This window comes from uncultured Polaribacter sp., assembly GCF_947501385.1.
GTDB lineage: Bacteria > Bacteroidota > Bacteroidia > Flavobacteriales > Flavobacteriaceae > Polaribacter.
In genome coordinates this window covers 69,788-95,583 of record NZ_CANMVP010000014.1, presented here as the reverse complement: position 1 = coordinate 95,583, position 25,796 = coordinate 69,788, and the positions used below count along the sequence as shown (strand labels likewise).

27 protein-coding genes are annotated in these 25,796 nt (G+C 31.9%); 14 read left to right on the top strand and 13 right to left on the bottom strand.

Annotation, left to right across the window (positions count from 1 at the left end):
- Position 1: 1 nt before the first annotated feature.
- Positions 2-880, bottom strand: a complete 879-nt coding sequence (locus Q0998_RS10670; RefSeq protein WP_299669845.1) for a LysR family transcriptional regulator — start codon at positions 878-880, stop codon at positions 2-4.
- Between the two features lie 81 nt (positions 881-961).
- Between Q0998_RS10670 and hutH the strand changes: the two genes are divergently transcribed.
- The 4 genes from hutH to hutG are packed head-to-tail and all read left to right on the top strand — an operon-like array spanning position 962 to position 6,669.
- Positions 962-2,455 carry a histidine ammonia-lyase gene (gene hutH / locus Q0998_RS10665; protein ID WP_299669843.1) on the top strand — a complete coding sequence of 498 codons (1,494 nt, stop codon included), beginning with the start codon at positions 962-964 and terminating at the stop codon, positions 2,453-2,455.
- 7 nt (positions 2,456-2,462) lie between these two features.
- Positions 2,463-4,460 carry a urocanate hydratase gene (locus Q0998_RS10660; RefSeq protein WP_299669841.1) on the top strand — a complete coding sequence of 666 codons (1,998 nt, stop codon included), beginning with the start codon at positions 2,463-2,465 and terminating at the stop codon, positions 4,458-4,460.
- Entirely contained in the window at positions 4,460-5,701 is a 1,242-nt protein-coding gene (hutI, locus tag Q0998_RS10655; protein WP_299669839.1) for an imidazolonepropionase, read from the top strand. The genes Q0998_RS10660 and hutI overlap by 1 nt, the downstream gene beginning before the upstream one ends.
- 2 nt (positions 5,702-5,703) lie before the next feature.
- The gene (gene hutG, locus Q0998_RS10650) at positions 5,704-6,669 is read left to right on the top strand and encodes a formimidoylglutamase (protein ID WP_299669837.1); all 966 of its coding nucleotides are present in this window, start codon (positions 5,704-5,706) and stop codon (positions 6,667-6,669) included.
- A 363-nt stretch (positions 6,670-7,032) separates the two neighbouring features.
- Here the strand turns inward: hutG and Q0998_RS10645 are convergent, their stop codons facing one another.
- The 5 genes from Q0998_RS10645 to Q0998_RS10625 are packed head-to-tail and all read right to left on the bottom strand — an operon-like array spanning position 7,033 to position 11,323.
- Complete coding sequence (locus tag Q0998_RS10645) at positions 7,033-7,866, bottom strand: pseudouridine synthase (protein WP_299669835.1); 834 nt, start codon at positions 7,864-7,866, stop codon at positions 7,033-7,035.
- Between the two features lie 38 nt (positions 7,867-7,904).
- Positions 7,905-8,822: a geranylgeranylglycerol-phosphate geranylgeranyltransferase gene (locus tag Q0998_RS10640; protein ID WP_299669833.1), complete on the bottom strand. Its 918-nt coding sequence runs from the start codon at positions 8,820-8,822 to the stop codon at positions 7,905-7,907.
- 8 nt (positions 8,823-8,830) lie between these two features.
- Positions 8,831-9,757: a mevalonate kinase gene (locus tag Q0998_RS10635; protein WP_299669831.1), complete on the bottom strand. Its 927-nt coding sequence runs from the start codon at positions 9,755-9,757 to the stop codon at positions 8,831-8,833.
- A 56-nt stretch (positions 9,758-9,813) separates the two neighbouring features.
- Positions 9,814-10,221 carry a hypothetical protein gene (locus Q0998_RS10630; protein WP_299669829.1) on the bottom strand — a complete coding sequence of 136 codons (408 nt, stop codon included), beginning with the start codon at positions 10,219-10,221 and terminating at the stop codon, positions 9,814-9,816.
- A gap of 22 nt (positions 10,222-10,243) precedes the next feature.
- Positions 10,244-11,323: a diphosphomevalonate decarboxylase gene (locus Q0998_RS10625; RefSeq protein ID WP_299669827.1), complete on the bottom strand. Its 1,080-nt coding sequence runs from the start codon at positions 11,321-11,323 to the stop codon at positions 10,244-10,246.
- A gap of 74 nt (positions 11,324-11,397) precedes the next feature.
- On the opposite strand from Q0998_RS10625, the gene Q0998_RS10620 reads away from it, so the two are divergent.
- The 3 genes from Q0998_RS10620 to Q0998_RS10610 are packed head-to-tail and all read left to right on the top strand — an operon-like array spanning position 11,398 to position 13,265.
- Positions 11,398-12,003, top strand: coding sequence for a thiamine diphosphokinase (locus tag Q0998_RS10620; RefSeq protein ID WP_299669826.1), 606 nt, complete (start codon positions 11,398-11,400; stop codon positions 12,001-12,003).
- Between the two features lie 2 nt (positions 12,004-12,005).
- Positions 12,006-12,242: a hypothetical protein gene (locus Q0998_RS10615; RefSeq protein WP_299669824.1), complete on the top strand. Its 237-nt coding sequence runs from the start codon at positions 12,006-12,008 to the stop codon at positions 12,240-12,242.
- A gap of 3 nt (positions 12,243-12,245) precedes the next feature.
- Positions 12,246-13,265: an FUSC family protein gene (locus Q0998_RS10610; RefSeq protein WP_299669822.1), complete on the top strand. Its 1,020-nt coding sequence runs from the start codon at positions 12,246-12,248 to the stop codon at positions 13,263-13,265.
- Between the two features lie 60 nt (positions 13,266-13,325).
- Here the strand turns inward: Q0998_RS10610 and Q0998_RS10605 are convergent, their stop codons facing one another.
- The gene (locus Q0998_RS10605) at positions 13,326-14,192 is read right to left on the bottom strand and encodes a phosphatase PAP2 family protein (RefSeq protein ID WP_299669820.1); all 867 of its coding nucleotides are present in this window, start codon (positions 14,190-14,192) and stop codon (positions 13,326-13,328) included.
- A gap of 151 nt (positions 14,193-14,343) precedes the next feature.
- Positions 14,344-14,976, bottom strand: a complete 633-nt coding sequence (aat, locus tag Q0998_RS10600; protein ID WP_299669818.1) for a leucyl/phenylalanyl-tRNA--protein transferase — start codon at positions 14,974-14,976, stop codon at positions 14,344-14,346.
- Positions 14,977-15,101: 125 nt separating this feature from the next.
- On the opposite strand from aat, the gene Q0998_RS10595 reads away from it, so the two are divergent.
- Positions 15,102-15,731 (top strand): VTT domain-containing protein, encoded by a 630-nt coding sequence (locus Q0998_RS10595; RefSeq protein WP_299669816.1) that lies wholly within the window; start codon positions 15,102-15,104, stop codon positions 15,729-15,731.
- 18 nt (positions 15,732-15,749) lie between these two features.
- The gene (locus Q0998_RS10590; protein ID WP_299669814.1) at positions 15,750-15,995 is read left to right on the top strand and encodes a DUF1456 family protein; all 246 of its coding nucleotides are present in this window, start codon (positions 15,750-15,752) and stop codon (positions 15,993-15,995) included.
- Between the two features lie 136 nt (positions 15,996-16,131).
- Here Q0998_RS10590 and Q0998_RS10585 read toward each other — a convergent pair whose 3' ends face one another.
- Entirely contained in the window at positions 16,132-16,503 is a 372-nt protein-coding gene (locus Q0998_RS10585; protein WP_299669812.1) for a DUF3127 domain-containing protein, read from the bottom strand.
- Between the two features lie 13 nt (positions 16,504-16,516).
- Complete coding sequence (locus Q0998_RS10580) at positions 16,517-17,377, bottom strand: flavin reductase family protein (RefSeq protein WP_299669810.1); 861 nt, start codon at positions 17,375-17,377, stop codon at positions 16,517-16,519.
- A 170-nt stretch (positions 17,378-17,547) separates the two neighbouring features.
- On the opposite strand from Q0998_RS10580, the gene Q0998_RS10575 reads away from it, so the two are divergent.
- Entirely contained in the window at positions 17,548-18,696 is a 1,149-nt protein-coding gene (locus tag Q0998_RS10575) for a HAMP domain-containing sensor histidine kinase (RefSeq protein ID WP_299669808.1), read from the top strand.
- Positions 18,697-18,928: 232 nt separating this feature from the next.
- On the opposite strand, the gene Q0998_RS10570 is transcribed toward Q0998_RS10575, so the two are convergent.
- Positions 18,929-19,318 carry an HIT family protein gene (locus Q0998_RS10570; RefSeq protein WP_299669806.1) on the bottom strand — a complete coding sequence of 130 codons (390 nt, stop codon included), beginning with the start codon at positions 19,316-19,318 and terminating at the stop codon, positions 18,929-18,931.
- Positions 19,319-19,355: 37 nt separating this feature from the next.
- The gene (gene greA / locus Q0998_RS10565; RefSeq protein WP_299669804.1) at positions 19,356-19,829 is read right to left on the bottom strand and encodes a transcription elongation factor GreA; all 474 of its coding nucleotides are present in this window, start codon (positions 19,827-19,829) and stop codon (positions 19,356-19,358) included.
- 200 nt (positions 19,830-20,029) lie between these two features.
- On the opposite strand from greA, the gene Q0998_RS10560 reads away from it, so the two are divergent.
- The 4 genes from Q0998_RS10560 (at position 20,030) to purE (ending at position 23,167) form a co-directional block, all read left to right on the top strand.
- The gene (locus Q0998_RS10560) at positions 20,030-20,464 is read left to right on the top strand and encodes a phosphoribosylaminoimidazole carboxylase (protein WP_299669802.1); all 435 of its coding nucleotides are present in this window, start codon (positions 20,030-20,032) and stop codon (positions 20,462-20,464) included.
- A 50-nt stretch (positions 20,465-20,514) separates the two neighbouring features.
- On the top strand, positions 20,515-21,672 hold the full coding sequence (locus Q0998_RS10555; RefSeq protein ID WP_299669800.1) for a 5-(carboxyamino)imidazole ribonucleotide synthase: 1,158 nt from the start codon (positions 20,515-20,517) through the stop codon (positions 21,670-21,672).
- A gap of 86 nt (positions 21,673-21,758) precedes the next feature.
- Positions 21,759-22,685 (top strand): RhuM family protein, encoded by a 927-nt coding sequence (rhuM, locus tag Q0998_RS10550; RefSeq protein WP_299669798.1) that lies wholly within the window; start codon positions 21,759-21,761, stop codon positions 22,683-22,685.
- Positions 22,686-22,687: 2 nt separating this feature from the next.
- Entirely contained in the window at positions 22,688-23,167 is a 480-nt protein-coding gene (gene purE, locus Q0998_RS10545) for a 5-(carboxyamino)imidazole ribonucleotide mutase (RefSeq protein ID WP_299669796.1), read from the top strand.
- Positions 23,168-23,198: 31 nt separating this feature from the next.
- On the opposite strand, the gene Q0998_RS10540 is transcribed toward purE, so the two are convergent.
- Positions 23,199-25,682 (bottom strand): LamG-like jellyroll fold domain-containing protein, encoded by a 2,484-nt coding sequence (locus tag Q0998_RS10540; protein WP_299669794.1) that lies wholly within the window; start codon positions 25,680-25,682, stop codon positions 23,199-23,201.
- Between the last annotated feature and the right edge of the window lie 114 nt (positions 25,683-25,796).

Below are 25,796 nucleotides of genomic sequence, written 5' to 3'. Positions count from 1 at the left end.
ATTAAAGAAGCGCTAAAACATCATCTAATATAGGGTTGCCGTTTTTTTTATTCCAAATTACAGAAAGTGTTGTTTGCTGAGGAATCATATCTAGTTCAATAAACTTTATTTTATACCCTCTTTTTTGAGCTAATGATTTCGGCACAATAGAAATACCGAAATTATTTTCTACCAATTTAAAAATAGAGCTAGAATGAATCGTATTGTGAGAAATTAGAGGTGCAAAACCACAATCATCAAAAATTTGCATTACTTTTTCGTAATAAGACGCACTGTATTTTGAATCAAAAAGTATAAAGGACTCCTCTTTAAACTGCGCTAAACTTTTAAAATTATCTTTATGTATAGGGTGATTTTTAGGCAAAACCAAACAAAAAGATTCTTTTAAAATTGTTTTAATTTCTAAAGCTCTAGGCACTCTTTCTAAACGAACAAAGCCAATATCTAAAGAAAAAGAAAGCAAATCATCTAACTGTTTTCTATTGTCGATTTCTTTTAAATCAAATAAAATATCAGGATGATTTTTTTCAAAATTCACTAATAAATTAGGAATAACGTTCTGCATGGCAGACCCCACATACCCTATTTTTAATTCTCCTTTTTTTCCATCATGAATCAATTTTACATTATCTAAAGTGTGGGAAAGTGTTTTTAATTGATTGGAAAATTTAGTTTGTAAATAAACTCCTGCAGCAGTTAAAATTACTTTTCTAGTATGTCTTTCAAACAAAATTACACCCAATTCTTTTTCTAAGAATTTAATTTGCCTACTCAGTCCTGGTTGAGAAATAAATAGTTTTTCAGCAGCTTTTCTAAAATGCAATTCTTCTGAAACTGCTAAAAAATAACGAAGGTGTCTTAACTCTATTTGATACTTCATAGTTATTAATTAATATATTAAACAATCTTAATAAGCATCAAAAGTAATGATAACTTTGTTAAAACACAATCAACAAAAACAATGGTATTTAAATACGGAATTGATCAACTTACACTTCATAAAGTAGAAAAAATCGCAAACGGCACTTTAAAAGCAGTTATTGATGCTGAAGCTGAAAAAAAGATTATTTCTTGCAGAAAAAAAGTAGAAACCATCACCAAAAACAATACTCCTATTTATGGTATAAATACTGGATTTGGTCCTTTATGTGACGTTCAAATTTCTCGAGAAGAAACCAATCAACTTCAAAAAAACCTATTGATTACACATGCCGTTGGTGTTGGTGAAAATATAGACAAAAACTTGTCTAAAATTATGATGATTTGTAAAGTGCATGCACTGTGTCAAGGGTATTCTGGAGTTCGCCTAGAACTGATTGAGCGCATTATTTATTTTATTGAAAACGATTTATTACCAACCGTTCCAAAACAAGGCTCTGTTGGTGCATCAGGAGATTTAGCCCCACTTTCACACCTATTTTTACCAATCATTGGTGCAGGAGATTTCTGGATGGATGGTAAAATTATTCCTGCTAAGAAAGTTCTAGAAAGTCATAATTTAGAACCCTTAGAATTGCATGCAAAAGAAGGCTTGGGTTTAATAAACGGCACACAATTTATATTAGCACATACCATAACAGGACTCTTAAAAATGGAGTATTTGTTAGATTTAGCTGATGTTTGTGGGGCCATGAGCATAGAAGGCTATAAAGGAAGTGCTTCCCCATTTAAAGAAGAATTACATAAAATAAGACCTTTTAAAGGAAGTTTAGCTGTTGCAAAAAGAATGCGAAACTTATTTAAAGATTCTCAAAATATTACTTCGCATGAAAATTGCGAACGTGTTCAAGACCCTTATTCGATGCGCTGTATTCCTCAGGTTCATGGTGCCTCTAGAAATGCCTATTATCATTTATTAGAATTGGCAGAAATAGAAATGAATTCGGTGACAGACAATCCTATTGTTTTAAGTGAAACCGAAGCCATTTCTGGCGGAAATTTTCACGGACAACCTTTAGCCATGGCTTTAGATTACTGTTCTATTGCGGTATCTGAATTAGGAAATATTGCAGACAGACGCTGTTATTTATTGATAGAAGGAAAATATGGCTTGCCAAGATTATTAACTAAAAGTGGTGGATTGAATTCTGGTTTTATGATTCCTCAATACACAACCGCTGCTTTGGTTACCGAAAATAAATCGTTGTGCTTCCCTCCTTCTGCAGATAGTATTCCTACCTCTTTAGGACAAGAAGATCATGTTTCTATGGGAAGTATTTCTGGAAGAAAATACAACCAAATTTTAGAAAACTTAGAAAAAATACTAGCCATAGAATTGATGTATGCTGCACAAGCTCTTGAGTTTAGAAGACCAAATACATTCTCTAAAATTATTGAAAAAAATCACTCAATTATTAGAGAAAAAGTTGATAAATTAGAAGAAGACAGACTTTTAAAAGACGACATCAACAACATGATTCAATTGGTAAAAACTAAAAAAATACTTGTAAAATAAAAACAACATGACATTTAAAGAACAAGTTTTAGAAGGAATTCCAAAAAAGTTACCCGCTAAAAAAAAGTATCTAATAGATGCTAATAGAGCTCCAAAAAGGAAAGATGTTTTATCCATTGAAGAAAAAAAACTCGCTATAAAAAATGCGCTGCGTTATTTTCCTAAAGAATGGCATCAAGAATTAGCATTGGAATTTGCTGAAGAATTAAAAGAATATGGTAGAATTTATATGTATAGATTTAAACCAGATTATAAAATATTTGCACGAGACATTTCAGAATATCCTGCAAAAACACAACAAGCGGCCGCAATTATGTTAATGATTCATAATAACTTGAATCCCGAAGTGGCGCAGCATCCAGAAGAATTGATAACCTATGGTGGAAATGGCGCCGTTTTTCAAAATTGGGCGCAATATCTTTTGGTAATGCAGTACTTAGCAATCATGACAGAAGCACAAACATTGCATTTGTATTCTGGTCATCCGATGGGCTTATTTCCTTCCTCTAAAAATGCACCAAGAGTTGTGGTTACCAACGGAATGATGATTCCGAATTATTCGAAATCAAACGATTGGGAGAAATTCAATGCACTAGGTGTTACACAATACGGGCAAATGACTGCGGGTTCTTTTATGTATATTGGCCCACAAGGCATTGTACATGGAACCACTATCACGGTGATGAATGCCTTTCGGAAAATTTTAAAAAAAGAGGAAAATCCAAGTGGAAAGATATTTCTAACAGCAGGTTTAGGAGGCATGAGTGGTGCACAACCAAAAGCAGGAAATATTGCTGGCTGTATTACAATTTGTGCAGAAGTAAACCCAAAAGCTGCCACAAAAAGACACGAACAAGGTTGGGTAGATGTTTTAATTGATGATCTTGATATTTTAGTAGAAAGAACCTTACAAGCTCAAAAAAATAAAGAGGTTGTTTCTATTGCTTTTATTGGAAATATTATTGATGTTTGGGAGTGTTTTGACAGAGAAAATATCTTTATTCATATTGGTTCAGATCAAACATCACTTCATATTCCTTGGTCAGGTGGTTATTATCCTGCAGATTTATCGTATGAAGAATCAAACATCCTTATCAAAGAAAATCCTAAACTTTTTAAAGAAAAAGTACAAAAATCTTTGCGAAGACATGCAAAATCCATCAACAATCATACAAAAAAAGGAACGTACTTTTTTGATTATGGGAACGCTTTTTTATTAGAAGCATCCAGAGCGGGCGCAGACGTAATGGCAAAAAATAAAATCGATTTTAAATACCCTTCTTATGTTCAAGATATTTTAGGTCCCATGTGTTTCGATTATGGTTTTGGTCCTTTTAGATGGGTTTGTGCTTCAGGAAAAACAGCAGATTTAGATACAACTGATGAAATTGCAGCAAGCGTTTTAGAGAAAATCATGAAAAAATCTCCAAAAGAAATTCAGCTCCAAATGCAAGACAACATCACTTGGATACAAAATGCGAAAGCAAATAAAATGGTGGTAGGTTCTAAAGCCAGAATTTTATATGCAGATGCTGAAGGCAGAATAGAAATTGCAAAAGCGTTTAACAATGCCATTGCCGAAGGTAAAATTGGTGCTGTAATTTTAGGAAGAGATCATCATGATGTGAGCGGAACAGATTCTCCGTTTAGAGAAACTTCTAATATTTACGACGGAAGTAAATTTACGGCAGACATGGCAATTCACAATGTTATTGGAGACAGTTTTAGAGGCGCAACTTGGGTTTCTATTCATAATGGTGGCGGTGTTGGCTGGGGAGAAGTAATGAATGGTGGTTTCGGAATGTTGTTAGATGGAACGAAAGAAGCCGAAGAAAAATTAAAAAACATGCTTTTTTATGACGTAAATAACGGAATTGCTAGAAGAAGTTGGGCTAGAAATGATGAAGCGATTTTTGCTATTAAAAGAGAAATGGAAAGAACCCCAAACTTAAAAATTACTTTACCTAACTTAGTAGAAGAAAACTTATTAAAAGAATTATTCTAATGAACGTCCTTTTTAAAAATATCAAAGAATTAATTCAGGTTAGAGAAGAAGCTATTGATTTTCTTTCAGGAAAAGAAATGAGTATTTTACCAACGATTAAAAATGCCTTTTTATTGGTTGAAAATGGATTCATTTCTGATTTTGGAGTTATGGAAAACTGCCCTAAAATAGATGTAAAAATTATTGATGCAAAAGGAAAAATGATGTTGCCTTCTTGGTGCGATTCTCATACACATTTGGTTTTTGCTGGCAATAGAGAAGATGAATTTGTAGCTCGCATTAACGGACTTTCTTACGAAGAAATTGCAAAAAATGGAGGCGGTATTTTAAACTCAGCAAAAAAATTACAGGAAACTTCAGAAGCAGATTTATACAAACAAAGTAAAATTCGTTTAGAGGAAATTATGCTGCTAGGAACTGGTGCGGTAGAAATAAAATCGGGTTATGGTTTAACTGTAGCGTCAGAATTAAAGATGCTTCGCGTTATTAAAAAACTGAAAGAAAATTATCCAATAGAAATAAAAGCTACTTTCTTAGGGGCGCATGCGCTACCTGCTGCATATAAAAACAATAAAACCGGGTATTTAAAAATGTTGATTGATGAGATTCTTCCAGAAATAGCAAAAGAAAACTTAGCAGATTTTATAGATATTTTCTGTGAAACTGGTTATTTCTCAGTTGAAGACACCCAGCAAATTTTAAAAGCTGGAAAAAAATATGGTTTGGTGGGTAAAATTCATGTGAACCAGTTTACTGCCATTGGAGGCGTTCAAACTGGTGTTGAACACAACGTCTTGTCTGTAGATCATTTAGAAGTAATGAGGAATGAAGATCTTGAAGCGTTAAAAAACACCAAAACAATGCCTGTTGCCTTACCAGCTTGCTCCTATTTTTTAAGTATTCCCTATACGCCTGCAAGAAAAATGATAGACGAAGGCTTGCCGTTGGCTTTAGCAACAGATTACAATCCTGGTTCTTCTCCTTCTGGAAACATGAATTTTGTTGTTGCTACAGCTTGTATTAAAATGAAAATGACACCAGAAGAAGCCATAAACGCAGCAACTATTAACGGCGCTTACGCAATGAATTTACAAGACAAAGTAGGTGCTATCACCAAAGGAAAATTGGCTAACTTAATTCTTACAAAAAAAATAAATTCTTACCATTTTATTCCGTATTCTTTTGGAAACCATGTCATTGAAAAAGTATTTTTAAAAGGCAAAGAAATTTTAAAATCATAAAAATGAGTTTTTTTAAAAATTTAAATGTCGATTATACTCCTGGAAATCAAAATAATTGGTCTGGAAGAAGTGCTAAGCTTAAAAATCAATATTGGCATCAAGAAATTCAAGCTTTAAGCATTGAAGATTTAGAGACTAAAAACTCCACAGATATTGGTTTGATCGGATATGTTTGTGATGAAGGTGTGCATAGAAACCAAGGTAGAATTGGCGCTAGAAAAGGCCCAAAAAGTGTTCGAAATAAACTAAGTAAACTCCCTATTCACTTCCATGATAAAAAAATTACAGATTTTGGTGATGTCATTTGTATTGACAGCAATATGGAAGATTGCCAAAAAGCACTTTCTAAAACGATTGCTAAATTAATTAACAACCATATTTTACCGATTGCAATTGGCGGCGGACACGATATTGCCTATGCTAATTTTAATGGCATAAAAAAGGCTCTAAAAAACACATCAAATAACAAAATAGGAATCCTAAATTTTGATGCACATTTCGATTTAAGAACTATTGAAACACAGCCAAATTCAGGAACTCCGTTCAATCAAATTTTAAAAGAAAATAATACTGCTTCTTATTTTGCTATCGGAATTCAACAACAATCAAACACCAAAGAATTATTTGACATCGCAGCAAAAAATAAAGTTTCCTATGTTTCTAATTTTGAATGTGAAACATTTGATGCATCCTTAAAAAGCAAGTTAAATTCGTTTATAGATAAAGTAGACTATCTATACATTACCATAGATTTAGATGGGTTTTCATCGGCTTATGCACCAGGAGTGAGTGCTCCTTCTCCACTTGGTTTCAATCCTAATTTTGTATATAAAGTGTTGGCTTTTTTATTCGAAAGTAAAAAAGTAATTTCTTGTGATATTGCAGAACTGAATCCAGATTTTGATGTGGATCATATCACTGCGAATTTGGCCGCAAGATTGGTAGATTTTATAGTTTTAAGCGCATAAAAATTTAAAGAAAACGTAGATAAATGTCCTATTGAGCGCAGTCGAAATGTTTTTACTAGCTTTGAATAATTCTCTTCCGAAGCTTCGGAACGCCACCATTGACGTGTTTATTTAATTTATTGATTTTAAGCGAATTAATAGTTCTCGATTTGCTTCGCAAGCTACCTTCAATCAAAATACATTTTGATTTTGACAATGCTCGAACAGACATGCTTATAATCATTTATCTTATGTCATTCCAATCGTTCCGAAGCTTCGGAAGATAATTTTTTTTTCTCGGTACGCTCAATGGGACATTCATTAAAATTTTAAAGTAATAGAGCTAAAGATTCTTCAGTCGTTCCTCCTTCTGAATGACAAAAATTATTTCATCATTTGAAGATTTGTAACTTCTAAATTTGTCAATTCTCTCCATCTTCCTCTTGGAAGATTCTTTTTTGTTAATTCAGCGAAAATTACTCGATCTAATTTATTCACCTTGTATCCTAGATGTTCAAAGATCTTACGTACAATTCTATTTCTTCCTGAGTGGATTTCAATACCAATTTCAGATTTTGGTTGTCCATCTACATAAGAAACAGCATCGATAAACACTTTTCTACCTTCAATAATTACTTCTCCACGTAACTTTTCTAAATCTCTTAAATCTAGTTTTTTATCTAAAGAAGCGTGGTATAATTTACGTACATTATGTTTTGGATGTGTTAGTTTTTTAGCCAAATCGCCATCGTTTGTAAATAATAACAAACCGGTTGTGTTTCTATCTAAACGACCTACAGGATAAATTCTTTCCTTTGAAGCGTTAGCAATTAATTCCATAACCGTCTTTCTACCACGATCATCATCCATCGTAGTGATGTAATTTTTAGGCTTGTTTAATAAAACGTATTTTTTTTGTTCTGGTGTAATTGAAGTTCCATCGAATTTTACAGTATCATTTGGCTGAACTTTGTAGCCCATTTCTGTAACTAATTTTCCATTTACCTCTACACTACCATGTTCTATATAGGTATCTGCTTCTCTCCTTGAGCAAACGCCTGAATTGGCAATGTATTTGTTTAAACGAATCCCTGAAGATTCATCAGATTTTGGAGCTTCTTTGATTTTTTTGAATTCTTTTTTTGGAGATTTTCTATTGAGAGGAGTACTTTTTTTACCTTCTTGTCGTCCTCGCGACGAGTTTTTATTTGCTTTCATTATAAAAATTTTTGCAAAGGTAGTTATATTCTTGAATTCTAGTTCAATCTATCAATTACTTTATCTAAAAGCAACGAAGTATCTATAAAAATTAAAAACAAAACACCTACTAATAATAACAGTTTTAAAATATTGTGTAGGGTTCTATATTGGTTTTTGGTGGTTGATTTCCAAAGATAAAAACCTACAAATACTAAGACAATCAGTGCGAAATAAAAATAATAACGCATATAACTTAGTGCAGGATAGCTGAACAAAATACCTATCGGGAAAAGAGTAAAAACCAACAATAAGATAGAAAGTTGTTTTGTTTTTTTCTCACCATGCACTACAGGAAATGTAGCGTAATTATTCGCAATAGCTCCTTTTATATTTTCTAAGTCTTTTAACAATTCTCGAACCATGATCACTAAAAACAAGAAACTTGCATACACAAAAATAATTTTTGAAAAATTACCAAAATAGATAAACACAGCAAAAAAAGGCAAAACCGTAAGCACGGTTGCAGAGATAACACCAACAAATGAATGTTTTTTTAATTTATGAGAATAGAACCAAATTCCAAAAATATACAAAGCAAAAAATAATGCTGCTTTCCAAGAAATTAAAATTCCGAAAGCGAAACCAATAAAATTTAGAAGAAAGTAAAGTCTCAGTTTTGTTGACTGTTTTACATAATTGTCTAAATTGGCTTTAACGGGTCTGTTAATTTTATCGACCTTTGCATCGTAAAAATTATTGATAATATAACCCCCTGAGATTACAAAAACAGAGGCTAAAACTACATATAAAAGATGTAGATCGAAAACAACTTCTCTCAAAGATTTTGTGGGAGAAAAAATAAAAATAGCCGCTAAATATTGCGCAAACACTAGCACCAATATATTATACCCTCTTACTGCTGAAAATAAACTGAAAAATTTGAGTGTTATTTGTTTTACTTTCGGGGTACTCATAAAGCATTCTAAAATCTATAAACCAATTCTAATTTATAAGCTTTTAAGCTTTTTTGTGCTTTCACATAATCTTCAGTAAACCCTAAAATATAACCTCCACCACCAGAACCACACAATTTTAGATAGTAGTCATTCGTAGAAATTCCGTGTTCCCAAACTTTATGAAACGCTTTAGGAATCATTGGCTTAAAGTTTTTTAAGACAATTTTAGACAAAGATTTTACATTCCCAAATAAAGATTTTACGTCTCCTTGTAAAAAATCTTCTATACAAGCATCTGAAGTGGTTGCAAACTCTTCGCTAATCATTTTTCTAAAACCTTCGTTTTTCATCTTGTTCATAAAGATGTTTACCATAGGTTCGGTTTCACCAATTTGTTCTGAATCTAATAAGAAAACAGCTCCTTTTCCTTCTTTTTGTGAAGGAATACCTGCGGGTTCTATACTATCTTTAGAATTGATTAAAATCGGCAAACTTAAGTAACTATTTAAAGGATCTAAACCAGAGCTTTTTCCATGAAAAAAAGATTCCATCAGAGAAAAAACTTGTTTTAAGTTTAATAACTTGTCTCTAGTTAAATTTTCTAAAACTGTTATTTTATTAAAAGCATATTCATCATAAATAGAGGCTACCAAGGCGCCAGAACTCCCCACACCATAGCCTTGAGGAATAGAAGAATCGAAATACATTCCGCTTTCTATGTCTTTTTTAAAAGCCTCTAGATTAAAAGAAACCAACTCTGTTTTTAAAGAAGAGAGATGTTTGTAAAAACGCATTAAATTAGCGTTAGACTCTAGAGATTTACCAGAAAGATTCTTAGAAGATTTTAAAGCGCCTCTGTATGCATTAAACGGAATTGCTAAACCTTTAGAATCTTTTATAATTCCATATTCGCCAAACAGCAAGATTTTAGCATAAAATAATGGTCCTTTCATATTTCTTTTAAATAGTTTTACAAAAATACGAATTTATATGTTAAGAAAAATTGGTGTTAATTGTTTTTATAAAAAGTCTTCCAAACACCTACTTTTTCTCCAACTTTGTATTTTCCTTTTTCTTTTATTTTTCCATTTTTATAGTAGGTTTTCCAAATTCCTTCTCTAAAACCGTTCTCAAAATTTCCTGTAATTCTTAATTCTCCTGAATTGTAGAATTCAGCGTATTTTCCATTTTCTTTTCCTTCCACAAAAAAATATTCTTTCGCTTTTTTACCAGAAATATAATAATCTATAATTTGTTGCTTTTTACTTTTATGATCGGCAACAAGTCTGTAATACACTGCATTTTTTTTTGTTGTAATGTTCCAATTTGCATCAAACCAAATTTTTTCTTGTGCTGATGTTTTAAAGATTGAAAAAAAAACAATGCATAAAATTGTAAAAAAACTTTCATAATTCATAAATAAATTTTATTTGATTCGCTTAAAGCTTCTTCGCTCCAAAACCTACAGTATCACAAATATACTGTTTTTTCTGACAGTATTTAGATAACTCATTATCTATAAAACGGTTAACTGGATCTTTTTCTGACGCTGGATACAACACATGCACATTCGCGCCTGCATCTAAAGTAAAGCAAATATTGCTATTATGCTCTTGACGATACGTCCAAATTTTATTGATAATTTCCAATGTATTTGGCTTCATTAAGATGAAATACGGGCTACTGGTTAACATCATAGCGTGTAATGTTAAGGCTTCACTTTCTACCAGATTAATAAAGTCTTTTATCGCTCCATTTTGTAAAATTTTAGACAATTTAGATAGATTTTCGTTCGCTTGTTGAAACCTACTTTCTGCATACGGATGGTTGTGCATTAATTGGTGACCAACCGTACTAGAAACCTGCTTTTCACCTTTATCTACCAATAAAATAGCGTCTTGATAGTTTTCAAAAATTGAATGAACCTCATACGGAAATTGAACTCCAAATAGATCTGAACTGCCTGCTATTTCTGGATGCTTTCCCCAAACAACCAAAGGGCCTTCTATACTTCTACTTGCACTTCCAGAACCTAAACGTGCTAAAAAAGAAGCTTTTTTATTGATAAAGTCCTCAGATAAAGCTGGATTTAGTTCTTGTTCTAAACTCATTAAGCATCTTGCAATGGCACTTAAACCACTTGCTGAAGATGCAATTCCGCTACTATGCGGAAATGAATTTTCTGAATGAATGGTCATCTTATACTCAAAAATATAAGGACAGTATTCTTGTACTCTTTTAAAAAATTCTGCAATTTTAGGTTTGAATTCTTCTTTCCTTTTTCCTTCAAAAAACAAATCAAAATTTGCAACTAACAATTTTTCTGTCTTTAAAAATTCAATGGTGGTAATTGTATGACAATTATTTAGCGTAAAACTAATCGAGGCATTTTTAGGAATCTGCGGATTGCTTTTCCCCCAATATTTTACCAAGGCAATATTACTAGGTGTTTGCCAAGTAAAGCTTGCTTTTTCTATGACTTCTGATAGTATTTTTGGAACAAATTGTGCTGTATTCAAGGTCTAAAATTTACCGCAAAGATAAAACTATTTCAATTAAAATTTTGTTGCATTTTTTAGGTATTTTTGCAATCATGAAAACTAAAAAAGTTTTTTTATTGCTAAATGGAGAAGCACCAAAAACGCTTCCAAATATCTCTGAATACGAAGTTATTTGCACTACAGACGGCGGATATCAATATTTAAAAGAAAACAATATAAAACCTCATTTTATAAGTGGCGATTTTGATTCCTTAAGTGAAATCCCGTCAGATGTTGAAATTATACATACACCAAATCAAGATTTTACAGATTTTGATAAAATGCTTCAGATTCTCTTCGACAAAGGACATCAAAATATTGATATTTTTGGCGCAAGCGGTAAAGAACAAGATCACTTTTTAGGAAATCTAAATACCGCTATTCAATGGAAAGAAAAATTAAACCTTACTTTTTTTGATAACTACAGCTATTATTTTTTAGCGGAAAAGAAAACAATCCTTAGAGACTATAAAGAAAAGATAATCTCTTTAATTCCTTTTCCTGAAGCGCTAGCTATTACTACTAAAGGCTTGCAATATCCTCTAAAAAATGAGAAATTAGTTTTCGGTGAAAGAATAGGAACTCGAAACAAAGCAACAGAAAATTCAGTAGAAATTACATTTACTAAAGGCAATTTATTTATTTTTGTAAACCACTAGTTATGAATAGAAAGATAAAATTATTATGGGATTTTAGAGGTGAAGATGCCAAAGAAACATCAAAACACCACACCATTCATCTAAAAGAATTTTCAGATTTAGAGAATTTAGATTACCATCAAATTGATATTTCAGAAATAAACCCAATGTTATCTTCTGCTTTCATTATTATTAACGAAAGTGATTTAAAAGTTTACAAAGATGCTTTAAAACCGCATCGTGGACAAACAATTGAATAAGCTATGGATTTTAAATTTATAAAAAATATTTCAAAGGACCAGGCAAAAGACGCTACAAGACTTGCTTTACAATCATCTTTAGCCGCTGCGGTATGTTATTATTTAATGGTTTTACTAAATATGCCAGAAAGGTTTGTTGGTATACTTTCTGCTGTTTTGGTCATTGAACCTAGTATTGGCAATACCTTTCAACAGGCAAAAGGAAGAATGCTATCTACCGTTGTTGGTGCACTTATAGGAATTGTGTTTGTCGTTTTAATTCCTTGGCAATTAGGTGTCATTTTATCTCTGCTATTTTCTATGTTTATTATTAATGGAATTGCCAGCTTTAAACCAGAGTGGAGATATGGTGTAGTTGCTGCTGCTGCCTTAGCATTAAGTTCTGAAGCAGATAAATTCGATTTGGTGGTAGAAAGATTACTCTCTATTGGTTTTGGTGTCTTAGTGGGTATTGTAATTACGTTTATAGTTTGGCCAGATAAAGCAGAAAATAGAACCTTAAGATATGTTAGAAAAGCATTAAAAAACACCTTAGATCGATTTAAAATAGAATTCGAAAACACCAGAGAAAGTAAAAACAAAACCACTTCTAAGATAAATGATAATTTTAGCACAAATATAAACCAGGCTAAAAAAACTTCCAATTCTATTACGTTTCAAGATTCAGGTAAAATTAAACAATTGATAAAATCTACAGAGAAATTATTCAATTCGATCACAATTATTCAGAGAGTCGCAGAAAAATCTGACAATAATATCAGCAATGGTGAAGCTGGTATTGAACAAAATTCTGAAAAAGTTATTGAAAAGGCTTGTGAAATTATTGAAAAATTAGCCAATAAAAAGCAAGTTGAAGAAAATGAAATGAGCAATTTTTCGGACTTGATAGATACTACAAAATCTAATATCAATCTAAAAACAGAGGACAAACAAACCAACATGCTAAGAAGCACATTTATGTTTGGTTTAACTGAGGTAAAAGATAGTTTACAATCGATCAATAAGAATTTAAAAGAATTGTAGAAACCAGTTTTACAAAGCTCTTTATTCCTAAATACTGCACTTTAGTATTCTAAAAAGCTTTTAAAAGTTCATTTTAACACCAAAACTTTGCGGAGTTACTTGTAAATCCCAAGCAACCTTTTTCTGTTTTCTTTGATCGTTATATTTTTGATCGTATTTGCTATCTAAAAACTTATCAATTGCTTCCACAATAAAAATACTAATTACGGTGGAAAATGCAACATCAGAAATCCAATGAAAACGATCTATAATTCTACTAATTCCAGGTATGGAACCAATGGTATATAAACCTGCTTTTATCCAAGGACTCTCAAAATGTTTTGCAATGGCATATGCATTTGTAAATCCTAACATAGTGTGTCCTGAAGGAAAAGAATCGTAATTAAATACCCTGTCTATATGAAAAGGATCAAATACATCTTTCCCAACATTCGCCTTTGGTCTTGCTCTACCAATAATTCTTTTCGAAACTTGTTGCAATAATCCTGACGCTGCTGCAGATGAGATTAGTAAAACCCCAGTTCTTCTTAATTTCGGACTTTTCGTAAACAAACCTGTTAAATAAACGGCACCTGTTAACATGAAATTATTATTCGGGCTCCCGATGTCATTTCCATAGTTGGTAACCCAACGAGGTACATCGTTTCGCCAACCATTTGCCCATTCATCTACATGATCATCAATTGTGTACAAACTTGCAGTACCAGCAGTAACATATACCAAATTTACAAATTGTTTCTTTTTCCAATACAAAGGTCTTGTGTACGCATATCCCATACCTCCAGCCATGTTTCCCAAATCGTAGGTAAAATTCTGCCACATATTTTTGTCTTGTTTTATATTTAAAGAAAATGTATTTGTTTGGCTTAGCATTGAAAAAACGTTAAAAATTGATACAAATAAGAATGGAAATAAATAATTTTTCATTTTTTTGAAATTGAAACGTCAAAGATAAAGCTTATAGCATACTTTGGTTTGTTTCTAAGATTATTTTCTGCTAGCTTTGCTAATTCCGAAGGTTCGGAACTGATATAAGCTTATTGAATCGAAACATATTGGTGAACACGCTAGCAAATCATCAAATCCCCTCTTTTAAAATCTCCAAAAAATGTTCTCTAGAAATTTCTGTGGCTCCTAAACTTGCCAAATGCTCATTATAAACTTGACAATCTATCAATTTGTAATTCTTATTCTGAGCCAAATCAATAAATGCAATTTTAGAGGCATTTGATACTTTGCTAAACATGCTTTCTCCGCAAAAAATATCATTAATTTCTAAACCATATAAACCGCCAACTAATTTTTTATCTAACCAAACTTCAATGGATTTTGCAATTCCTTTTTTATGAAGATTTAGATACGCTTTTTCCATATCATTAGTAATCCAAGTGCCAAAACCGTCTTTTCTTTCAATAGATTTACAATTGTAAATCACTTCTTTAAAAGCAGTATTTTCTGTAATTACAAATTCTTTTTTGTTGAGAATGTTTCGTATCGATTTAGAAACTTTTATTTCTTCAGTAAATAGCACCATTCTTTCAAAAGGACAATACCAAACAATTGGATCTCCTTCAGAAAACCATGGGAAAATTCCGTTTTTATACGCATGAATTAAACGTTCCTCAGACAAGTCGCCACCCAAAGCAATAATGCCCTCTTCAGAGGTCTGTTCATAGGATGGAAACTTAATTTTATCTGTGAGCCAAATCAAAATACTATCGGTTTAAAAATTAGGCTAATTTAGAGAAATCTTAAAAAACAGTTAATGTAAAATTCTACTATCTTTTTTATATAATTTGTTCCTATTTTTGTAGCTTCACAAAAACAATCATCTTCTTGGAAAAAAAGCGAAAAAAAAGAAAGAAAAAAACAGCATTTATTGGAAAAAGACTTCATATTTACTACGGAAGAACTGGTTTTTACTTATTTGTTTGGGAAAGTGTAAAAAAAGCTTTTATTCCAATTGTTTTGGTAGTTGCTGCTTTATTTCTATTTAACAAATACGTGTATAATATAAATGAGGGTTTACAAGTAATTACAGAAACATTTTCTAGAGTTGGTATTTTAGCAACTTTCTTTATTTCTGAAACGCTGTTAGGTCTTATTCCACCAGAAATATTTATTGCATGGTCTGGTAAAACTACAGAACCTGTTTTAAATTTATCATTGTTAGCAACACTTTCTTACTTAGGCGGGCTGATTTCTTACTTTTTAGGAAGAATGACGTTAAAAATAAAGTCAGTAAAAGAATATTTAGAAGTAAAAATGGCTGCGAACCTAAAAAATACACGCAAATGGGGTGGTTTTTTAATCTTAGTTGGTGCTTTACTTCCATTGCCTTTTTCAATTGCTTGTTTAGCCGCTGGTATGATTAAATATCCTTTTAGAAACGTAGTGTTTTTTGGTTTGTTTCGTTTTTTGCGATTCGCAATTTATGCTTGGGCAATTTTTCAAGTAGTTACATAAAAAAGGTACATTTGCAATATGGGATTAACAAATAATGATATTTTAAAAAAATTACGTGTGGCGCATAAGTTGCGTGATACAGATATTGTAGAAATTTGCAAATTAGTAGATTTTAAAGTTTCTAAAGCCGAATTAGGCGCTTTATTTAGAAACGAAGATCACGATAAATATGTAGCATGTGGAGATCAAATTTTACGTAATTTCTTAAATGGTTTGGTGATTCACTTACGAGGACCCATGCCTAAAAAAGCAGAAAAGAAGTAGATTTCTTCTTTAAACTTTTAGACCGCTTCGCTTCTAGAAACAAGAGACAAGACAAATTATTATAGCAAAAAAGAGTGTAAATTAAATTTACACTCTTTTGTCTATGTTCTAAGTTTTAAAAATCTAACCTCTATTTTTAAAACGGCAAATCATCTGGCTCTTCATCTGAAACATTAGATGCTGGCTGAAACTGATCTACAGGAGGTAAATTCTGATTTTGAGCAGATGTTTGAGATAAATTCTCAACTCGCCAACCTTGTACAGAGTTAAAATACTTTGCTTCACCTTGTGGATTGATCCATTCTCTACCTCTTAAGTTGATAGATACTTTTACATCTTGCCCAACAGCATAACTGTTTAACAAATCACATTTATCTTGCACAAATTCTATCATAATCATTTGTGGGTATTGCTCATCTGTAGTAACTACTAATTCTCTTTTTCTAAAACCGTTTGTTCCAAAAGTTTGTACCTCTCCAATTAACTTTACTTTACCAATAACTTCCATAATATAATCTTAACTATTTAATTAAAAGCACTTTCCAAGCGCTTTCTACATCATTCTTTTTTAAAAACTCTTGAGCAAATGTATGTTTTTTTGTGGTTTCTAACCCAATAAATTGCGGATGTTCTTTTGCAAAGTTATTAACAGTTTCTAGTTTAGGCAATTGTTCTACATTTCCTAACATTCCCAAATTATTACCTGTTAAAACAGTACTATTTCTAATTTCTAAAGGAATTGTATCGACACCAATCCCTAAAGTTGATATGGGTTTTGGAATTTCGAAAAAACCATCTCTTGCTCTGGAATAATAGCTACCTCCTGCTCTAGCAACTAAATCTATTTTATGTTGATCTATTGCGCCGTTTTCATCTAAAACTTCATCATGAATATGAATTTTTACAACTTCACAAACAATCAAATTCCCTGCACCACCTTCATCACCAGTAAAAATAACGTCATTTACTTTACATTCAAATTGTACTGGAGATTCTGCTACTCTAAAAGGCTTAACGAGGTCTGAAGCCAACATTGTAAAACCTGCTTTCTCAAACTCATTTACACCTTCAGGGTATTCTGTAGAACTTAAAGACATTTGTTGTACAATGTCATAATTTACTACATTAATTACCACTTCTTTGGTTGCCAACGCATTTTCTAAGGTATGTTTTGTGGTATTGTCTCGAACTCTTCTTGCTGGTGAAAATATCATAATTGGCGGATTAGAACCAAATACATTAAAAAAGCTAAAAGGCGATAAATTCGGGTTTCCATCAGCATCAATTGTACTTGCAAAAGCAATGGGTCTTGGTGCAACCGCACCTAATAAATAACCGTGTAATTTGCCCGTAGCAATTTCTTTTGGATCTATTGTAAGCATGTTTTTTAACTTTTAGAATATCAGCTCGAGCGTTCCGAAACTTCGGAAGAGAACTATAAAATTGTTTCACTGCGCAAAAGGTGACATTTAGTTTGTAAAATTTTATTTGCGTAAAGATACTATCAAAATTGCAATTGAGTTATATAGTCTAAACCTTTATATTTGTTTTCATGAACTTTCTCTCGAACACACTTTTATTTAAAAGAATTGCCATTTTAGTTTCCTTGATTATTGTTTCTCTCATCTTATGGAATACGTATATCTTTTTTCAAAAATTTAAAAATGAAGAAAGAGCAAAAATGGAAATCCTAGTAACAGCACAAAAAGAATTATCTTCAAACACAAACTTAGATGCAAATGTAGATTTGCCCTTAAAAGTGATTGAAACCATTACCAACATCCCTATGATTATGGTGAGTGAAGATGGAGAAATCGAGCACCAGAATTTAGATTCTATTAAATTGTTAAATCCTAAATATTTAAAGCGCGAATTAGAGAAAATGAAATCTGAAAATAAGCCGATAGAGCTTAGTTACAGAGGGAAAAATAAGAAATTAATTTATTATAGAGATTCAGATTTATTAAACAGACTTACTTATTATCCGCTTGCTTTAATTTTAATTTTAGTCCTTTTTTTAAGTGTTATCTATCTTTTTTACAGTTCTAATAAAGCTGCGGAAACCAATAAACTATGGACAGGGATGGCCAAAGAAACGGCACATCAAATTGGCACACCTTTGTCTTCTTTATTGGGTTGGATAGCCATTTTAAAAATGGAAAAAGTAGATGATAAATATGTGGAGGAAATAGAAAAAGATGTTAGTAGACTGAATACCATTGCCAATAGATTTTCTAAAATTGGCTCTACACCAGAACTAAAAAAACAGAATATTATTGCTGTTACAAAAAAGGCTTTTGATTATTTAGAATCTAGGAGTTCTAAACAAATCTCCTTTTCTTTTAGAACTTCAGAGGATGAGATTCTTACGAATCTGAATGCAGAATTGTTTGGTTGGGTCATAGAAAACCTCATTAAGAATGCCATTGATGCAATGTCGGGCATTGGTGCGGTAAGTTTGTCTATAGAACATATGCAAAAGAAAGTAAAAATTACCATTTCTGATACTGGAAAAGGGATGCCAAAAAACATGTTTCAGCAAATTTTTAAACCTGGTTTTACTACCAAAAAACGTGGCTGGGGTTTGGGCTTATCGCTTTCGAAACGTATTGTTCAAGATTATCACAAAGGAAAAATATTTGTACAACAATCTGAAATCGGAAAAGGAACTACTTTTGAGGTTTTGTTGGATAGGATTTGATTGAAAAGAACTCCTCGAGGCACTGCCTCTGGGATAGTTGGTTTCAAAAAATTCTTTGTTTGTTCTGTTATTCCTGCGAAGGCAGAAATCCATAATTACTATACAAAAAAGCATGTAGTTTAAAAAAAGTAACTTTTATATCCGTTGCGCTATTACCACTTTAAAACCAAATTTAGGTTCCTATGCCTATTCTTCTATTTTTAGGTAGACAAGTGCACAAGAAAGATAAATTTTACTCAAAATTACTACCAATCTTTTCTGCCAAAGCAACAAACTCATCATTCGTCAACTTTACTTTTTGTGCAAATTGTATGTCTGCCATTTCATTTAAAGGAATCAAATGCACATGCACATGTGGTACTTCCAATCCAATTACACTCATTCCTACTCGTTTACAAGGAACTGCTTTTTCAAGTGCTTTTGCAACATCGTAAGAGAAGTCCATTAAATTTTGATATGCCTTTTTAGACAAATCGAAAATCTTATTTTCTTCCTTTTTAGGAACCACTAAAGTGTGTCCTTTTGCATTCGGGTTGATATCTAAAAAAGCAATAAAATCTTCATTTTCTGCTACTTTATAACTTGGTATTTCTCCATTAATTATTTTTGTAAATACGCTCATCAACCTTATATTTTAAATCTGGAAACCTTAAACTTCTTTATCTAGAAATATCCATCACTTCAAATTTCATAATTCCACTAGGCACTTGAATTTCTGCAACATCACCCACTTTTTTTCCTAATAAACCTTTGCCAATTGGCGAATTCACAGATAATTTTCCATTTCTAACATCTGTTTCGGAATCTGCCACTAGCCTGTATTTAAATTCCATTCCGTTTGTGATATTTTTAATGACCACATTAGAATGTATTAAAATTTTAGAAGTGTCTAACTGAGATTCATCTAGAATTCGTGCGCTGGCAATTACATTTTTTAATTTCGCAATTTTAAATTCTAAATGAGATTGCTCTTCTTTTGCGGCATGATATTCTGCATTTTCACTTAAATCTCCTTTATCTCTAGCATCGGCAATTTCTTGCGTAACTCTAGGTCTTTCTACTTGTTCTAATTGGACCAATTCATCCTTCAGTTTTTTTAATCCTTCAGGAGAATAGTAAGATATATCACTCATAATCTTTTATTTAAAATTCATTAGCGCTCTCCATTAAAAAACCGATTTGAAAAAGAGAGCTAGGTAATCATTTCTGTAAGAAAAACCCTATATGGGTTTAAATCTAAAAATCCCATAGCCTTTACAGGAATGAGATAGTTTTACAAATGTACAAAATATTTGTAACTTGCCATCGTTATTAAAATAGCTAATAGAAATTTATGTTTAAAAACCTGCTTTTTTTTGTTTCTATACTTAGTTTGCTAAGTTGTTCTGAAAATGATTTGCCTGCAAATTGTTTAAGACCATTTGCTGTTTCTATAAGTACAGATTTAAATAATCCTGAATTACTAAATGTTTTAGTTCCTGGCGGTTCTGTAGAGCTTTCTGATGGTGCAAAAGGAATTGTCCTTTTAAATGTTAATGGAACTGATTTTGTTGCTTATGATAAAATTTGTCCTAATGGAGATTGTAATTCTCCTATGATTTACGACAAATTAAATAGACCTAATATTTTAAAATGTTCTTGTGACGGAAGTGAATATGGTTTAGGATTAGGAATTGGCGGCGCTCCACAAACTGAAGGTTTCTTTTGTTCTGCTATCGAATATAAAGTCTCTAAGAATGGTTCTGCAATTCGAATCAATAATTTTTAGTGAAAATGATTTGAGTTGTGTATTTTTGCTGAAACACAACAACTTGTAAAGTGAAAAACTATTTTTCTTCAGATTTTAAATTAGGCGTTCTTGGCGGTGGTCAACTAGGAAGAATGCTATTAGCCGAAACACAAAAATTCGATATTTATACAGCTATTTTAGACAACAATAAAAATGCACCTTGTGCCGCAATCTGCAATGCTTTTGTTGTTGGAGATTTATTAGATTTTGACGCTGTTTATAACTTCGGAAAAACGGTTGATTTATTAACCATTGAAATTGAAAATGTAAATTTAGATGCCTTAGATAAATTAGAAGACGAAGGTTTAATCATTTACCCGAAACCAAAAGATTTACGCATTATTCAAAGCAAAGCAAGACAGAAGAACTTTTATATAGACCATCAAATACCAACTGCCCCATTTTCTCATTATGCCTATTTAGAAGAGTTAAAACATTCTTACGAAAATACCATTATCGATTTTCCATTTGTTTGGAAAGCCGCACGTTTTGGATACGATGGTAATGGTGTAAAAATTGTTCGAAATATTGCCGATTTAGAGAGTTTGCCAAATGTGGAATGTATTACAGAAAAATTAATTCCGTTTAAAAATGAATTGGCCGTAATTGTTGCAAGAAATGTAGCTGGTGAAACTACCACGTATCCTGTGGTAGAAATGGAGTTTCATCCAGAGGCAAACCAAGTAGAGTATGTCATTTGTCCTGCAAGAATAGCTGCTGATGTTGCAGAAAAAGCGAGAGCGCTTGCTTTAAAAGTGGTTCGTGAATTAGATTTTGTTGGCTTGTTGGCTGTTGAAATGTTTCAAACCTCAACTGATGAAATTTTAGTGAATGAAGTTGCTCCAAGACCCCACAATTCTGGTCATTATTCTATAGAGGCAAGTTATACCAATCAATTTGAACAACATTTGCGAAGTATTTTAAACCTTCCTTTAGGAAACACAACAAGCAAAGTTGCAGGAATTATGGTAAATTTAGTTGGTGAAGAAGGTTTTTCTGGTGATGTTGTATATAAAGATTTTAATGATATTTTAAAAATTGACGGAGTGACTCCGCATATTTACGGAAAGAAAGAAACGAGACCTTTTCGAAAAATGGGGCACGTGACTATTGTGAATAAAGACATTGATAAAGCGAGAGAGATTGCTCAATTAGTTAAAGAAACAGTTAGAGTGATTTCGAAATAAAAATTAATTTCAATACGTTTTCAACTGTTGCAAAATTGCACTAGTTCTTAAAAAACACTAGTTATATCTTTAACAAATTAAAGAAAATGCAAGATATTGTTATCTATAAAACAAATGATAACTCAATTGAAGTTGAGGTTCAATTTGATGGAAATACATTATGGCTTTCTCAAACTGAAATTACTTCTTTATTTGAAAGAGATCAATCTGTTATATCTAGGCACATTAACAATGTTTTTAAAGAGTTTGAACTAGAAAAGAAAAGCAATATGCAAAAAATGCATATTGCAAATTCTGATAAACCTGTAGCATTATATAGTTTAGATGTAATTATTTCGGTTGGTTATAGGGTGAAATCTAAAAGAGGAACGCAATTTAGAATTTGGGCTAATAAAATATTAAAAGAACATCTTGCTAAAGGATATTCTATAAATGAAAAGCGCTTAGAACAACTTCAAAAAACAATTCAACTTGTTCATAGAACTTCAAAAATAACTTCTGAAACAAAAGATTTATTAGATATTCTATCAGATTACTCTTCTGCTTTAGATATTTTAGATCAATTTGATCATCAATCTTTGACAAAAAATAATGTCAATAACTTTGTTTCTTATAAAATAGAATATCAAGAAGCAAAAATTGCCATAGAAAAATTAAGGTTGAAATTTGGAGGCTCCAAATTATTTGGAAATGAAAAAGATCATTCATTTAAAAGCTCTATCGCTACAATAGATCAAACTTTTGATGGCAAAGAATTGTATTCGAGTATTGAAGAAAAGTCTGCTAACTTATTGTATTTAGTCGTCAAAAATCATTCTTTTACAGATGGTAACAAAAGAATTGCAGCTTGGTTATTTGTTTGGTATTTAGATAAAAATAATTTTTTATATACATCTGAAGGTGCTAAAAGAATTGAAAATAATACTTTAGTAGCTTTAACATTAATGGTCGCAGAAAGTAATCCTAACGAAAAGGAAATCATGGTCAATGTAATCATCAATTTAATAAATTAATTATGGTAGGAATAATAATGGGAAGCGATTCTGATCTTCCAATAATGCAAGAAGCAGTAGCTATTTTAGAAGGTTTCGACATTCAAATTGAAGTAGATATTGTGTCTGCTCACAGAACTCCAGAAAAACTATTTGAATATGCTAAAAATGCTCATAAAAGAGGTGTAAAAGTAATTATTGCGGGCGCTGGTGGCGCAGCACATTTACCAGGAATGGTGGCTTCTATGAGTCCATTACCAATTATTGGTGTTCCTGTAAAAAGTAGCAATTCTATAGATGGTTGGGATTCTATTTTATCAATCTTACAAATGCCAGGTGGCGTACCAGTAGCAACCGTAGCCTTAAATGGTGCAAAAAATGCAGGTATTTTAGCAGCTCAAATAATTGGAGCTTCAGACAAATGTGTGCTAGACAAAATTATTGCTTACAAAGAAGGCTTAAAACTAAAGGTTGAAAAAGCTTCTAAAAGCGTACGAAAATAATTAAATCTTATAAAATAGAAAATACTGATTGCTAATTCTCAATCAGTATTTTTTTTGTCAACATTCTATGATCAATTAATTTGGCATGTACAAGGTAAATCCCTTTTGCTAAATTAGAAACATCTTTTATTTGGCTACCTGAGAATGTAGCTGTTTTTCTTCCCTGAATATTGTATAAAGAAACTTCTTCAATATGATCTATATCAAAATCATAGGTTACAATTAATTCATTTGAACCATTAATATAAGCTGTAAAATCTTTAGAATCTATTTCCTCTACAGTTAATGATTCTTTTCCAGATTTTTGCGTTGCCTTTCTTTTTTTCTTAGTATAAATAAGTTTAAATCTCGTATTGTTTTCCCCTATTGAATCTATGGTAAAAGCGTAGTCTCTTTGTTTTAAATCTACCGTAACTTTTTCTTGTTTGTCTCTTAAATAAATAAAGTAATTTGCATCGATGTGTTCTTCTGTAACACTTATAGAATAATCACCAATTTGATCTACAACATACCCTAATTTTACTACTTTTTTATCTCTCTTTAAAGTTGGCAAACCTTGTATTGATGCTTTATCTTTTCCTTTAATTAAAGAATAAAAACCCAATGATTTCTGATTGATATCAAATGGCGCATCATATAATCTGTCGTATCTATTTGTTGCTTTGTCTAAAAACCCTACTAAAATTGGAAAAATGTCAGCTCCTCTTTTAAGAATTAACCAGGAACGATTTTCTTTTTTAGAATTCGGTTTTGCATTAAGAGATACTGTATTTGTGCCTTTAAAAAACTGTAAATTATCAGATACTATTTGATGTGTAGGCTTTATGAATAATGTTGAAGCTTCTGTAGCTCTTATAAAAAAACCTTGGGCGGTTCCTATTTTACCGGTAGCAGTGTTTGAAGCACCACCCGTTAAATTGTACTGCTTGTAATCAGAAACATCATTTTCACCTACATTTACCGTAGCCTGATCCCAATAATACATAGTTCCGTCAATAAATTTATTATCAGTATCTGAAATTACCAAATCCCAATCAATTGCAGAGCTATATGGGTTCCCAACTAAATTATCTCCTTCTGTAGACCAAACATTATCTCCATCCTCACTTGCAACACCAGTACTACTGTAAAACAAAGGAACACTTACAGCATTTGTATTTATGGTTCCTGAAAAGTTAGGTTGATAGCTAGCTGTTGACTCTGCTCGAATTGCATAACCAGCACCCGCCGAAAAATTTCCTGAGAAAAATTCCCAATCTGGAGCTGCTATAGAAGAATTAAAATAATAAGTTGTTTGACCAGGAAAAACGCTTGTTGAATTTGAATCTGCAGGTATTAAAGGAGAACTCATATAAGAATAAGCATAATTGGCAGGATATGTTGGTGTATCTCTTTGAATATTATATATTCCAGTTCCAGAGATAGCCTGTGTACAAGAATGATAAATTAAAGATCCTCCGTTTTCAACAGTTACAATTCCGTTATTTATTAGATTATAAAACACATTGAGTGTCGCTCCGCTTTGCACAATAATTTCTGCACCGTTGTCAACAGTTAAGCTTCCAACATTCACAGATGATGTTACTGTTAAATTAATTCCACCTGAATTAATCACAACCGTTCTTGCTCTGTCAATACTCGGTGCAGCTCCAGTCCAATTTGTTGCGTCTGTATAGGCATTTGATGAAGCACCAGTCCAAGTAAAAGTTGTTCCAGAACCATTTGTATTCATACTAGAGTCAATACCAACGTCTGAAGTTCCTTTATAATTAATTGTTCCGCCATTTTGGTAGGCAACTAAACTTGTTCCTGAAGTTAAGTAAATGCTCTTATTTGTGTCAATTTGGCTGGCTGTTCTTGCAACATTCCAAATTCTAAATAATGAAAGAAATCCTTTGTAATAAAAGCTGCTATTCACATTTCCTGTAAATGTATTGTTATATGTTTCTGTTGTTGAACCTCCAACAGAACTAGTTGTCCAGTTATTTACTAAACTAGATGGATATTTAAGATTACCACCAGATCTACCAAAGTTAATGTCTCCTGTATGTTTTTTTACTGCAAATCCGGTTTGTGAATCTTTTTCTTCTCCATTTAAGTACCATTTTAAGGTTGCTCCAGCATTTAAAGTCATAGCTACATGGTACCAAGTATTTGTAGCAATATTTCCAGAACCTGTTCTAAAAAACCTTCTATCTATAGCTGGGTTGGCATTATCTCTGTACTGGCCCAAATACAATCTACCACCTTCCACAAAAAAATGAATGGCATTTGTTCCGCCACCTTCTTCAAACAAAACCTGCTTTGTTGTAATATCTGGCGTGTTAAACCAAAATTCTATGGTTCTATTACTTACGGCAGTATTATTAGAATTAATATATGTAGTATTGGGTATTTCAACAAAATCGTTGCTACCATCTCCAGTATAACCAGAAGAACATGGTATTTGAGAAAATATGGTTTGGATAGATAATAGAAAAATTATTAGAGAAAGGTAATTTTTAATTTTATGCATCAAAGATATAGTTTGTGTTTTGTATTAACTTTTAAAACAAATATTAGACCAAAACTGCAACTTTTTCAAAAAATAAAATCTGCATTTTAGACCAAGCTGCAACATTAGTCGGTG